This is a genomic window from Amycolatopsis endophytica (assembly GCF_013410405.1).
GTDB lineage: Bacteria > Actinomycetota > Actinomycetes > Mycobacteriales > Pseudonocardiaceae > Amycolatopsis_E > Amycolatopsis_E endophytica.
This window is the reverse complement of the sequence record NZ_JACCFK010000001.1, coordinates 4,949,297-4,962,338: the sequence shown is the minus strand read 5'-3', so window position 1 is coordinate 4,962,338 and position 13,042 is coordinate 4,949,297. Positions and strand designations below refer to the sequence as shown.

11 protein-coding genes are annotated in these 13,042 nt (G+C 71.1%); 7 read left to right on the top strand and 4 right to left on the bottom strand.

The window, feature by feature from the left end:
- Positions 1-18: 18 nt before the first annotated feature.
- From HNR02_RS24465 to HNR02_RS24450, 4 genes are all read left to right on the top strand, one after another.
- Positions 19-786 carry an IclR family transcriptional regulator gene (locus HNR02_RS24465; RefSeq protein WP_179775451.1) on the top strand — a complete coding sequence of 256 codons (768 nt, stop codon included), beginning with the start codon at positions 19-21 and terminating at the stop codon, positions 784-786.
- Between the two features lie 416 nt (positions 787-1,202).
- The gene (locus HNR02_RS24460; RefSeq protein ID WP_179775450.1) at positions 1,203-2,225 is read left to right on the top strand and encodes a LacI family DNA-binding transcriptional regulator; all 1,023 of its coding nucleotides are present in this window, start codon (positions 1,203-1,205) and stop codon (positions 2,223-2,225) included.
- The gene (locus tag HNR02_RS24455; protein WP_179775449.1) at positions 2,222-3,337 is read left to right on the top strand and encodes a mandelate racemase/muconate lactonizing enzyme family protein; all 1,116 of its coding nucleotides are present in this window, start codon (positions 2,222-2,224) and stop codon (positions 3,335-3,337) included. The genes HNR02_RS24460 and HNR02_RS24455 overlap by 4 nt, the downstream gene beginning before the upstream one ends.
- A 28-nt stretch (positions 3,338-3,365) precedes the next feature.
- Positions 3,366-4,652 carry an MFS transporter gene (locus tag HNR02_RS24450; protein WP_179775448.1) on the top strand — a complete coding sequence of 429 codons (1,287 nt, stop codon included), beginning with the start codon at positions 3,366-3,368 and terminating at the stop codon, positions 4,650-4,652.
- 88 nt (positions 4,653-4,740) lie between these two features.
- Here HNR02_RS24450 and HNR02_RS24445 read toward each other — a convergent pair whose 3' ends face one another.
- From HNR02_RS24445 to HNR02_RS24435, 3 genes are read right to left on the bottom strand one after another with little or no spacing between them, the layout of a single operon-like run.
- Positions 4,741-5,505 (bottom strand): crotonase/enoyl-CoA hydratase family protein, encoded by a 765-nt coding sequence (locus tag HNR02_RS24445; RefSeq protein ID WP_179775447.1) that lies wholly within the window; start codon positions 5,503-5,505, stop codon positions 4,741-4,743.
- Entirely contained in the window at positions 5,502-6,671 is a 1,170-nt protein-coding gene (locus HNR02_RS24440; protein ID WP_179775446.1) for an acyl-CoA dehydrogenase family protein, read from the bottom strand. The genes HNR02_RS24445 and HNR02_RS24440 overlap by 4 nt, the downstream gene beginning before the upstream one ends.
- 1 nt (position 6,672) lies before the next feature.
- Entirely contained in the window at positions 6,673-7,725 is a 1,053-nt protein-coding gene (locus tag HNR02_RS24435; protein WP_218903067.1) for an alcohol dehydrogenase catalytic domain-containing protein, read from the bottom strand.
- Positions 7,726-7,841: 116 nt separating this feature from the next.
- On the opposite strand from HNR02_RS24435, the gene HNR02_RS24430 reads away from it, so the two are divergent.
- Positions 7,842-9,812, top strand: a complete 1,971-nt coding sequence (locus tag HNR02_RS24430) for an alpha-ketoacid dehydrogenase subunit alpha/beta (RefSeq protein ID WP_179775444.1) — start codon at positions 7,842-7,844, stop codon at positions 9,810-9,812.
- Between the two features lie 55 nt (positions 9,813-9,867).
- Here the strand turns inward: HNR02_RS24430 and HNR02_RS24425 are convergent, their stop codons facing one another.
- Entirely contained in the window at positions 9,868-10,527 is a 660-nt protein-coding gene (locus HNR02_RS24425) for a TetR/AcrR family transcriptional regulator (RefSeq protein ID WP_179775443.1), read from the bottom strand.
- Positions 10,528-10,757: 230 nt separating this feature from the next.
- Here HNR02_RS24425 and HNR02_RS24420 point away from each other — a divergent pair, with 230 nt between their 5' ends.
- Positions 10,758-10,985, top strand: coding sequence for a hypothetical protein (locus tag HNR02_RS24420; protein ID WP_179775442.1), 228 nt, complete (start codon positions 10,758-10,760; stop codon positions 10,983-10,985).
- 16 nt (positions 10,986-11,001) lie between these two features.
- Positions 11,002-13,032 carry a hydantoinase/oxoprolinase family protein gene (locus tag HNR02_RS24415; RefSeq protein WP_179775441.1) on the top strand — a complete coding sequence of 677 codons (2,031 nt, stop codon included), beginning with the start codon at positions 11,002-11,004 and terminating at the stop codon, positions 13,030-13,032.
- The last annotated feature ends 10 nt before the right edge of the window (positions 13,033-13,042 follow it).

Sequence of the window (13,042 nt, the reverse complement as noted above, 5' to 3'; positions counted from 1 at the left end):
ACCGGCAGGAGAGAACCGGTGACCGACCAGCCCCCGCGCACACCGCTGCTGCAGGGGCTGGCCATCCTGGAGTACTTCGCCACCACCCCGCGGGCCACCGTGGCCGAGGTGGCGCGGCACTTCGGGATGCCGATGTCCACTGTGTACCGCTATGTGCGGCAGCTGTGGCAGGGTGGCTACCTGTACCGGATCGACGGCGCCTACAGCCGGGGCCGCAAGTCGCTCGTGGAGAGCACCGGTTCCGACCAGCACCTGGTCACGGTCGCCCGTCCGGTGCTCACGTCGCTGCGGGACGCCACCGACGGCCCGGCGCTGCTCAGCGTGCGGGTGGAGAGTGTCCTGCTGTGCCTCGACGTGGTGTCACCCCCGTCGTGGGGTCCGCTGACGTTCCGTCCGGGCCAGGTGCAGTCGCTGCACGCCGGGGCGAGTGCGGAGGTGCTGCTGGCGTTCGCCCCGGCGGCCGTCGTGGACAGTGTCACCGCCCGGCCGCTGCGCCGCTACACGGCGAAGACCCCCGAGGTGGCGCAGCTGCGCGAGCGGCTGGCCACCGTGCGGCGGCACGGGTACGCGGTGTCCTACGGGGAGCTGACGGCGGGGATCGTGGGCGTGGCGGCACCCGTGCTGCACGACCGGCAGTGCGTGTGCGCGGTCAGTTCGGTCGCCCCGCAGGACGGCGTCGGTGCCCGCCTGGACCAGATGATCGGGCAGGTGCGCGACGCGGCCCGCGCCCTCGCCGAGCAGGTCGCCGTGGGCGGTGGCCGGGCCTGGCACCGTGAGGAGCGCTAGCGCCGGACGTGCGGAGGGAACCGGGGGGTGGCGGATCAACCATTCCTCGATCTCGGGGTGGCGTCGTCCGGTACCGCGGGATTGGTGGTGGCGCCTCCGGCTCGTTCGTCCACTGCGAGCATCAGCGCGTTCTCCCGCGGCGCCATGGACAGGGCCGACGTCGCCGGGCAAGCCACTTCCGGACCATTCCCCCGCTTCCGGGCCGGCGATGCCCCGGTGGGGGTTCTGCCGGTTCAGCCGGTTGGTGAGCCCGCGGTTGCTGTCGCCGTGCCCGGCGAAGGCGTCGAAGGCCACGCTGTGGCAGGTGGGCCAGTCGCCGCCGGCGTGGCTCCCGCCTTGAGCGAGGTCGGCACTGCGTCGTCCGCGCACCCGTCCACCGCTGTGTTATCGTTAACACAAGCAGGTGAGGAGGTACCTTGGCCGGACGCAACCGGGCGACGGTGCGGGATGTCGCCGAGGCCGCGGGGGTCAGTGCGCAGACGGTGTCGCGCGTGGTGAACCAGAGTGGCTACGTCAGTGCGGACGCGCGGCGCCGTGTGCTGGACGCTGTCGCGCGGCTGGGGTATTCGCCGAACGTACTCGGGCGGAGTCTGCGGTCCACGCGTTCCCCGATGGTCGGCCTGGCGGTCTCCGACATCGGCAACCCGTTCTACGCCCGCCTGCACCGGGCGCTGGAGACGCCCCTGCGCGCGGCCGGTCTGAGCGTGCTGCTGCTCAACTGTGACGACGACGCTGGACTCGAAGCCGCCCAGCTCGAGTTGCTCGCCTCCTACCGGCCGACCGGTCTGGTCCTCTCCCCCGCGACCGGGACCCGCTTTTCGGCGCGGCAGGCCGGGGTGTTCGACAACGTCGTGCTGGTCAGCCGGACGGTTCCGGGCATCGACGTGCCGACCGTGGTCACCAATGAGCAGGAGGCGTTCGCCCAGGCGGCCGAGGAACTCTACAGCGCCGGGCACCGCCGGATCGTCGCCGTGATGGGTCCGGAGGGCGTGTCCACGACCCGGCTGCGGGAGGCGGGCCTGCACGAGGCGACCGGCCGGCACCCGGACCGGCACGCCCTCGTCCGCTACACCGAAGGCACCTCGGCCGCCGCCCGCGCCGCCCTGCGCGAAGTCCTCACCACCGAATCCGGGGTGACCGCCGTGCTCGGCTTCAACGTGCCCGTCACCGAAGGGATCCTCGTCGCCGTACGGGAAGCGGGCCTGACCGTGCCGGGTGACCTGTCGGTGGTCGGATTCACCGACGCCGGCTGGATGGCCGCCGCCCACCCCTCGGTGACCGCGGTGGCCCAGCCGGTCGAGGAGATGGGTCGTCTGGCCGGGGACCTGATCGTGCGGATGGCCGCCGGCGACCGCCCCGCGCGGAACCCGCACCTGGTCGTGCCCGGCTCCCTGGTGCGCCGCGAATCCGTCACGCCGCCGCGGAAGGAACAGCGATGAAGATTCACTCCGTCACCACCCACGTCGTCGGGCACCGGCTCGACGTGCCGTTCGGGATGTCCCAATGGGACTGGGATTCCCGCGGCAGCTGCCTGGTGGAGATCCGCACCGACGACGGCCACACCGGGTGGGGCGAGTGCTTCGGCCCGGCGGCGGGCAACCGCGCCCTGATCGACGGGTTCTTCGCGGCGTTCCTGGTCGGCCGCGACCCGCGCGAGCTCACCGACATCTGGGACACGCTCTACAACCGCAACCGCGAATGGGGCCGCAAGGGCATCTCGATCGCGGCGATCTCCGGCATCGAGATCGCGCTCTGGGACCTGGCGGGCCGGGCCGCCGGGCTGCCGGTCTGGCGGTTGCTCGGCGGCAAGCACACGCCCGAGGTGCGCGCCTACGCGTCGGCCTTCTACTACGGCGGGCCGTGGGAGGCGGACATCGAAGCCGAAGCCGCGTCGGTGCTGGAGGCCGGTTACCGCGACGTGAAGATGAAGGTCGGCAGGGACCTCAAGACCGACATCGACCGTGTGCGCCGGGCCCGTGCCGCGCTCGGCGACGAGGTGCGCGTCGCGGTGGACGCCAACCGCGGGTACACCACCGCCGAGGCCAAGACCTTCCTGCGCGAGCTGGCCGGGGCGGACCTGTGGTTCTTCGAGGAGCCCGTGCTGCCCGAGGACCTGCAGGGCTACCGCGAGCTGCGGGCCACCACCACGGTGCCGATCGCCGGTGGGGAGTCCGAGTTCACGCGGTGGGGGTTCCGCGAACTCATCGAGACCCGCGCGGTCGACATCCTGCAGCCGGACGCCACGGCCTGCGGCGGCATCCGGGAAACCCTGCTGATCGCGGGAATGGCCAGCGCGCACGGCATCACCACGCTCCCCCACGTCTGGGGCTCCTCGATCACGATCGCGGCCGGCCTGCACCTGATCACCGCGCTGCCGCAGGTCACGCCCTCCACCGGCCGCCGTCCCGTCGCGGTGGAGCTCGACCAGGCGCCGAACCCGTTCCGCTCGGGCCTGGCGGGGCTGGAGACCGGCCCGGTGATGAGCGTGCCGGAGGGGCCCGGCCTCGGCATCGAGATCGATCGCGACGTGCTGCGACGCTACGCGGCCTGACCCCGTTCTGACGCAAGGGAGCGTGACGATGACAACGAGGGAACGCACCACACCGGGTGGGCGCGAACGGTGGGTCCGGATCGGACTGTTGCTCGCGGTGGGCCTGTTCGTCGCCTACCTCGACCGGTCCAACCTGTCCATCGGGATCAAGGGGGTGGCCCGCGATCTCGACTTCGCGGGCGGCAGTTTCCCGGCCGTGTCGAGTCTGACGCTGACCGCGTTCCTGTGGGGCTACCTGGCCTCCAACCTGCTCGGCGGGTTCCTCACCGGGCGCTTCGACGCCAAGTGGATCCTGCTCGTCTCGGTCGCCGGATACTCCCTGTGCACGCTGGCGATCGGGTTCAGCGACAGCGTGCCCGTACTCGTGGCGCTCCGGATCGGCGTCGGGGTGTTCGAAGGTTTCTACTGGCCGCAACAGTTCCGCCTCGCCAAGGAGTGGTTCGACGAGCGGGAGATGAGCCGGGCCAGCGCGCTCATCCAGTACTACGGCCAGTACCTGGCGCTCGCGCTCGGCTTCTTCCTGCTCACCCCGGTGTATTCGGCGTGGGACTGGCGGCCGTTGTTCTGGCTGCTCGGCGGGATCGGGCTGGTCGTGATCGTGCCGCTGTACGCGGTGTTCCTGCGTTCCCGGCCCGGCGTGCCGCGGTTCGCCCCCGTACGGGCCACCCGCACCGAGGACACGACACGGGAACGGCTCACCTTCGCCGCACTCGGCGGATGGCGCTTCCTGCTGATCGTGTTCAGCTACTTCGCCAACGGCATGCTGTTCTGGGGCATCACGCTCTTCCTGCCGCAGACCGTCTCGGGTTTCGGCCTGTCCCCCATGCTGAGCGGGCTGGCATCGGCGACGCCGTACCTGGTCTCGCTCGTGCTGACCGTCCCGATGATCGCGTTGAGCGACCGCACCGGCAAACGCGGGCCGATCGCGGTGTCCGGTCTGGTGGTCGGCGGGATCCTCATCGCCTGCCTGCCCTTCGCGCACTCCGCTCCGGCCCAGTTCGTGCTGATCAGTCTCGGCGTCGGCTACTTCACCGCGGCCTACACGCCCAACATCTGGGCCATCGCCGTGACCCGGCTGTCCAGCACCGCGGTCGGACCCGCCACCGGCATCATCAACGGATTCGGCGCCGGCGGCGGCGGCATCGTGGCAGGCTGGCTGGTCGGCGCACTGCTGGCCGCCACCGGCAGCTACTTCCCCGGCTTCGCGATCCTCGGCGTGGTCGCGATCGCCGGCGGTATCGCACTCGCCATCTACGTGCGCTCGACCTCGAACCGGCCCTCGGAAACCCAGCTGGTGGAACAGGAAATCGGGTAGCACCCCCACACCGCGCGAGCGCCTCCGGCGTGACAAACCGGGCCCTGCCACAGCAGGTCCCGGCGAAGCGTCGCGGACGAAGCCGCCGTCATTCGCCCCGCCACACCGGGTCCCGCTTCTCCGCGAACGCCCGGGCGCCTTCCCGCGCATCCTCGGAGGTGAAGACCGGCGCCACCAGCTCACGTTGGCGCTCGAAGGCCACCTCGGTGCCCCATCCGGGGGCGCGGCTGACCACGGCTTTGGACGCCCGGACGGCCAGCGGTGCGTTCGCGGTGATGCGCCGTGCGAGTGCCAGCGCCTCGGTCAGGGCCCCGCCGGGCTCGGTCAGCCGGTTGACCATGCCGTGGCGGTGCGCCACCGCCGCCTCGAACGGGTCGCCGGTCAGGGCGTACTCCATCGCCAGCTGGTAGGGCATGCGCGTGGGCAGCCGCAGGAGGCCGCCCGCGGCGGCGACCAGGCCGCGTTTGACCTCGGGGATGCCGAACCACGCGTCCTCCGCCGCGACGATCAGGTCGCAGGCCAGCGCGAGTTCGCATCCGCCGGCGAGCGCGTACCCCTCGACCGCGGCGATCATCGGTTTCGCCAGGTGCCGTTCGGTCAGCCCGGCCAGGCCCAGCCCGGGCAGCGAGACCGTCTCTCCCCGCAGGAAAGCCTTGAGGTCCATGCCCGCGCAGAACGTGCCGCCCGCGCCGGTCAGCACACCGGCCAGCAGGTCGTCCCGCTCGGTCAGGCGGTCCAGCGCCGCGTTGACCGCGCCCGCGACCGCGGCGTTCACGGCGTTGCGCGCGTGCGGCCGGTTGATCGTGATGACCAGGGTCCCGCCGGCTTCCTCGACCAGCACCTCGTCGCTCATCGCGGCATCTCCTTGCCCGTCCGGACCAGCGAGCGGGCGATGACGTTGCGCTGTACCTCGCTGGTGCCCTCGCCGATCTCCAGGATCTTCGCATCGGCGTAGAAGCGCGAGATCGCCGACTCGCGGATGAACCCGTACCCGCCGTGGATCTGCACGCTGGCGCTGGCGGCGCGGTTGGCCACCTCGGAGGCGTAGAGCTTCGCCATGGCCGCCGCCTTGGCGAACGGGCGGCCCTGATCGCCCAGCCACGCGGCGCGGTAGACGAGCCAGCGGGCGGCCTCGACCTCGGTGGCCATGTCGGCGAGTTTGTGCCCGACGGCCTGGAACCTGCTGAGCGGACGGCCGAACTGCTCGCGTTCCCCCGCGTGGCGGACGGCGAGGTCGAGTGCGGCCTGCGCGAGCGACAGCGACAGCGCGGCGACGCTGATCCGTCCCGCGTCCAGCACCTCGAGAAACTGACGCAGCCCGTTGCCCTCCTCCCCCAGCAGGTGCTCCTCCGGGATCCAGCAGTCGGTGAACACGAGTTCGCGGGTGTCCAGCGCGTGCCACCCGAGTTTGCGCAGCGGCCGTCCCTTCTCGTAACCGGCGGTGCCGTCGGGGACGAAGAACGTGCCGTACCGCTTCTTGCCGTCGTCGTCGGTGCCGGTGACGGCCAGCACGGTCACGCCGAGGCTCATTTCGGTACCGGCGTTGCTGATGAACATCTTGGTGCCGTTGAGAATCCACCCGTCCTCGGTGCGCCGCGCCGTCGTGCGGATGCCCGCGGCGTCGGAACCCGCGGTGGGCTCCGTCAGTCCGAACGCGCCGAGTTTCTCGCCCGTGGCGAGCGGGACGAGCCAGCGCTTCTTCTGTTCCTCGGTCCCGAACCGCGCCAGCGGCAGGGTGGCGATCGTGGAGTGCGCGTTCCACGCCGAGGCCACCGACTGGTCCGCCTCGCCGAGCGCTTCCATCGCCGCCACGTAGGACACGAACCCCGCGTCGGCCCCGCCGTAGGACTCGTCGACGAGCATGCCCATCAGCCCCAGTGCGCCGAGCTTGCGGAACACCGGCACCGGGAAGTGGGACCGTTCGGACCATTCGGCGGCGTAGGGCGCGATCTCCTTCGCGGCGAAGTCGCGGCACATCTTCTGCAGCGCAACGGTTTCCGCGGGCAGATCAAAGTCCATCTCAGTGCTCCTTGGGGTCGAGCAGGATCTTCAGGTGGGAACCCGAACCGAGGTCGTGGAACGCGTCGAGTCCCCGGGACAGCGGGTACACGCCGGTGAGCAGCGGTGCGGGGTCGAACCGGGCCGCGGCGACCAGGTCGAGCACGCGGGGGATGTCGAAGTTGTAGCCGAGCGTGCCGAGCACGGTCCGTTCGAAGGGCACGATCTGCTTCAGCGGCAACGATGCCGCGCCGCCGCTGATCCCGGCGAGCACCGCGCGCCCGCCCCGGCGGACGGTGGACACCGCGAGTTCGACGAGTTCGGGCCGTCCGGTGGCCTCCACGACGACGTCCGGCCCGATCCGCCCGGTGCGCAGGAACACTTCGCGCCGGACGTCGGTGACAGCCGGGTCGAACACCTCGGTCGCCCCGAGTTCGGCGGCGCGTTTCGCGCGGTCGGGGGCGGGTTCGCTGACGTAGATGCCGGCCGCGCCGGCGAGTCCGAGCGCCATCAGCACCGCGATACCGATCGGGCCCGCCCCGAGGAGCAGAACGTTGTCGCCGGGTTGCACGCCCGCCCGGCGCACGGCGTGCAGGCCCACGGCCAGCGGCTCGGCCAGTGCCGCGAGCTGGTCACTCACCCCGTCCGGGACCGGGACGAGCCCGTAGGCGGGCACGGTGACCAGCGGCGCGAAGGCTCCTGGCGAGGCCAGGCCGACGGACCCGCCTTTGGCGCAGATGTGGTACTCGCCGTGGCGGCACCAGCGGCACGTGCCGCAGCGCAGGCACGGGTCGACCGCGACCCTGGTACCGGGTTCGATGCCCGGCACCGGGGAGCCGAGCGCGACGACCCGCCCGCTGAACTCGTGGCCGAGGGTCACCGGCGGGCGCACTCCGGTCAGCGGATGTGGCCCCTCCCGGATCAGGTTCGGGCCGTGGGCGTGCTCGTGCAGGTCGGTGCCGCAGATGCCCGCGTAGGTGACCTCCACCAGCGCTTCGCCCGGCCGCGGTTCCGGTGGCTCGGGCACTTCCTCCAGCCGTAGGTCACCCCGGCCGTGCCACCGCAACGCTCGCATCCGACCCACCTTCGCGTCAGAGTTGTTTTTTCGAACAATCGGTACAAGAATCGTGGTTCCCCGCCAGATGTCAAGGGGGCGGGCCGAAACCCCAGCAAGACAAGGGCGAGAACGAGATGACTTCCACCCAGGCGAGCGACGCCGTCACCGACGTCGCGGCGCAGACGGAGATGTACCGGCGGATGCGGCTGATCCGCCAGTTCGAAGACCGGGCCGCCCGGCTCTACCGGACCAACCAGATCCCGGGGTTCCTGCACCTGTCGATCGGCCAGGAGGCCACCGCCGTCGGGGCGTGCTGGCCACTGGACGAGAAGGACGTCGTCACCTCCACCCACCGCGGGCACGGCCACTGCATCGCCAAGGGACTCGACGTCACCGGCATGTTCGCCGAGCTGATGGGACGCGGCACCGGGACGTGCGGTGGCCGCGGCGGGTCGATGCACATCGCCGATCCGCGCAAGGGCGTCTTCGGCGCCAACGGCATCGTGGCGGCGGGCCTGCCGATCGCGGCCGGTGCGGCGACGGCGGCCCAGTTGCGTGACCGCGGCGGGGTGGTCGTGGCCTTCTTCGGCGACGGCGCGGTGGCGCAGGGCGCGTTCCACGAGGCGGTGAACCTGGCCGCGGTGTGGCAGCTGCCGATCGTCTTCTTCTGCGAGAACAACCACTACGCGGAGTTCTCCCCGGCCAGTGACCAGCACCGCGCGACCCTGGCCGACCGGGCCCGCGGGTACGGGATCGACTTCGCCCACGTGGACGGCAACGACGTGGTCGCGGTGGCCGAGACGATGAGCGGCCTGGTGCGCGCTCTGCGGGCGGGCGCGGGACCGGTGCTGGTGGAGGCCGAGACCTACCGCTGGCACGGCCACTACGAGGGTGACCCGGAGCGCTACCGCGAACCGGACGAGCTCGCGGAGTGGAAGACCCGCGACCCGTTGACGGTGCTCGCCGCCCGGCTGGATCCCGGGCAGGTCGCCGAGATCGACCAGGAAGTCGAGGCGACCATCGAGGCGGCGGTCGAGCAGGCTCAGGCGGCGAGCGAACCGGAACCGGAGACCCTGCACCACTTCGTGGGCGTGCCCCGCGAGCCGGTCCCGGAACCGTCCGAACCGGACGGCGAGGTCTTCCGCACCATGGACGCCGTCCGGGAGGCGCTCGAGCACGAACTCGCCGCCGACGAGGACGTGTTCCTGGCCGGGATCGACGTCGGCGCGGGCGGGAACGTCTTCGGCCTCACCCGCGGGCTGGCGCGGACCTTTCCGGGCCGCGTGCGCGACACACCGATCTCGGAAAACGCCATCATCGGCGCGGGTGTCGGATCGGCGATGGCGGGGATGCGCCCGGTGGTGGAGCTGATGTACTTCGACTTCCTCGGCGTGTGCCTGGACCAGCTGATGAACCAGGCCGCGAAGTTGCGGTTCATGACCGGCGGCGCCGCGAGCGTGCCGCTGGTGGTGCGCACCCAGTTCGGCGCGGGCAAGTCCTCGGGCAGCCAGCACTCCCAGAGCCTGGAGGCGATGCTCGCGCACATCCCCGGGCTCACCGTGGTGATGCCCTCGACCCCGGCCGACACCTACGGCCTGCTCCGCGCCGCCATCCGTGATCCCAATCCCGTGGTGTTCGTGGAGAACCGGCTGCTCTACGGGCGCAAGGGCCCGCGGCCACGCCAGGGGCACCTGGTGCCGCTGGGCAAGGCGGCGGTCCGGCGCGAGGGCACCGACGTGACGCTGGTGTCGTACTCGAAGCTGGTGCACGACTGCGCCGCGGTGGCCGGGGAACTCGCCGTCGAGGGGATCAGCGTCGAGGTGATCGACCTGCGCACGATCGCGCCGCTGGACACCGAGACGGTGCTGCGGTCGCTGGCCAAGACCGGCAGGCTGGTGGTGGCGCACCAGGCGGTGGAGACCTTCGGCGTCGGGGCGGAACTGGCCGCCGTCGCGGCCGAGCACGGTTTCTGGACGCTCGACGCGCCCGTCCTGCGGGTCGGCGCCGCGCACACGCCCGCGCCCTACGCGCCGTCGCTGGAGCGCGAATGGCTGCCCGACCGCGAGCGGATCGCCGCCGCCGTGCGGAAGTCCGTCCTCGGGTAGCGGAGGGCCGGATGGGGTGGGCACGCACCCCACCCCCGCGTCGCGGCGGACCGGGTCAGACCTGCTCCCGCTCCCGGAACCGCCGCACCCGCTCGTCGAGGTCGCCGGCGTCGTAGTCCGGGCTGCGGAAACCGGAGATCAGCGTGGCGCAGTATTCGCGGGACAACAACTCCGCGTCCCACTCACCGCCGGGTTTGGCCCACTGGTAGGTGTGGTTGTGCATGTTGAGGAACTGCAGCATCGCCAGTCGCGCGTCCATCGTGCGGAACGCACCCGTCTCCATCGCCTCCGTGAGCAGCTCCCGCACGATCTTTTCGAACTCGTGCCGCTGGCGGAGGAGCCGGGTGCGGTTGGCGCCGCGCAGGTGCCGGTAGTCGTGTTCGTAGACCCAGATGTGGTCCAGCCGCGCCAGGATGAGCTCCAGCAGGGTCTGGGACAGCAGGCGCAGGCGCAGCACCGGGTCCTCGTCCAGTGCCGCGATCCGCCGGGCGGCCGCCAGCAACGGGTTGAGCACGCGGTTCTGGATCTCGACGAGCAGGTTCTCCTTGGACCCGATGTAGTAGTACAACGCGCCCTTGGCCAGGCCGGCGACCTGTCCGATCTCGGCGATCCCGGTGGCCGCGTAACCCTGCTTGGCGAACAGGCGCGCCGCCTGGTCGATGATCTCCTGCCGCTTGGTCTCGTACCCCGGCCCGTGCCCTGGTGGTCTTGGCATGACTCCAGAGCCTATTCCGCTCGCGCCCGTCCGTTCGCCAGCCCTCACCGAACGTCGGCACCGATCACGCAACCTCACCCGGTCCGGGCTTGTCAGGCTCCGGGTCGGCCCTTAGAGTGCTTCCCGTCACCGTTTCGTAGACCGACTGGTACACGAAACAATCCACCGGCAGCACACTGGAGTGATCGCCCGTGAGTGATGAGAAGTCCCCTGCCCCGCAAGGTCTTTCCGTGCCGCGGGAGGACGTTTCCGAAGAGGACCTGCGCGCGCTGGGCGTGAATCTCGCCCGGGACTTCCCCGGCAGCACCGCCGCCGACTTCCGGCGCTACCCGGTGCTGTCCGAGGGCGGCTGGTTCACCGTCGTGAAACACCAGAAGACGCTCGAGTCGGTCGCCCGCGAGCCGGGCCCGTTGCTCGGCCCGATCGCACTGGCCTCCGACGGCCTCGACGTGAACTGAGAGAGGAGAAGCCACCATGATCGGAGTCGATGTCGGCGGGACGTTCACGGACGTCGTGGCCATCGAGAACGGCGAGATCAAGACCGTCAAGGTCGCCACCGACGTGCGCACCACCGAACGCGGCGTGCTCCAGGGAGCGCAGGAGATCGGCGTGGAGGCCGCCGAGGTCTTCAACCACGCCAGCACCCACGGCCTCAACGCCGTGATCACCCGCAGGCTGCCCAAGATCGCGTTCCTGACCACCGAGGGCCACCGCGACATCCTCGACGTCGGGCGCACGTGGCGCCCGGTCGAGGGCCTGATGAACCCGGCGTGGCGCCGCTCCTACGGCGACGCCAACCGGCCACTGGTGCCCCGCTACCTGCGCCGCGGCATCCGGGAGCGGCTCACCGCCGACGGTGGGGTGCTGATCCCGCTGGACGAGGACCAGACCCGCGCCGAACTCGCGGTGCTGCGCCGCTGCGGTGTCGAGGGCGTGGCGATCTGCCTGATCAACGCCTACGTCAACGACCACCACGAGGAGCGCCTGCGTCAGCTGGTGCAGGAGGAACTGGGCGATGTCCCGGTGTCGATCTCCAGTGAGGTCTCCCCGCTGGCCAAGGAATTCGCCCGCGCCTCCACCACCGTCGTCGACGTCTTCATGCGGCTGATCTACGGCGACTACACCCGCCGTCTCGACGCCGGACTGCGCGAGCTGAACTTCGGCGGTGATCTCAACTTCGCCGACTGCGCCGCCCAGCTCGTGCGCTCCGACGTCGCGATGGAGCACCCGTTCCGGATCGTGTTCGCCGGCCCCGCCGCTGGCACCGTCTCCAGCGCGCACTTCGGCAACCTGATCGGCGCCCGGAACCTGCTGTGCGCCGACGTGGGCGGCACCTCGTGCGACATCAGCATGGTCACCGACGGCCAGCCGTTCGTGAACACCACGTTCGAGCTGGAACACGACCTCATCGTCAACGCGCTGTCCAACGAGATCTCCAGCATCGGCGCGGGGGGCGGCAGCCTCGTCACGATCAACGCGGCGGGCGAGCTGAAGGTCGGTCCGGGCAGCGCGGGCGCCGATCCCGGGCCGGCCTGCTACGGCATCGGTGGCACGCAGCCGGCGACCACCGACACCTGCCTGCTCATGGGCATCATCGACCCGGACGGCTTCGCGGGCGGCCGGATGAAGCTCGACCCGGAGCTGTCCCGGCGGGCCTTCGAGGCGCTGGACACCAAGCTGTCGTTCGAGCAGCGCGTGTCGTATGCGTTCAACATCGGTATCAACAACATCGCCGAGGGCGTCACCAACATCGCGATCCAGCACGGTGTCGATCCCCGCGACTACAGCCTGGTCGCCTACGGCGCGGCGGGCCCGATGCTGTTGCCCGCGGTGCTCGACCTGGTGCACGCGGCCGAGGTCATCGTGCCACCGCACCCCGGCCTGTTCTCCGCGCTGGGGCTGGTCAGCACCGACCTGGTCTACGCCGACAGCCGCAGTGCCTACACCCTGCTCACCGCCGAGGCCGCCGAGTCGATCGACAAGGTCTACCGCTCGATGGAGCAGCGCCTGAGCGAACGGCTGAAGGACAAGGACCGCGGCAGGGTCACCTTCGTCCGCAGCTTCGACGGGCGGCTGGCGGGCCAGACCTGGGAAACCCCGTTCATCGCGGTGCCCGACGGCGAGATCACCGCCGAGGGCGTCGAGCGGATGGTCGCCAACTTCCACGAGGCCTACGCCGAGCGCAGCGGCAACAAGTTCGAGGCGCTGCCGGTGCAGGGGGTGACCTACCGGGTCCAGGCCGTGGTGAACGCGGACAAGGTCGAGTACCCGGTGCTGCCGGAGCGGCCCGCGGGCGAGAGCCCCGAGCCGACCCGCACTCTCACCATCCGCTACCTGACCGACGAGGACCTGCCCGCACACGAGTACCAGCGGGCCGACCTGCGCGCCGGCGACGAGATCCCCGGCCCGGCGGTGATCAGGGAACCGCTGTCCACCACGTTCCTCGTGCCCGGCCAGACCGCCCACGTCGGCTCCCACGGCGAGCTGCGCATCCGCAAGGCGTGAAGGGGAAGAC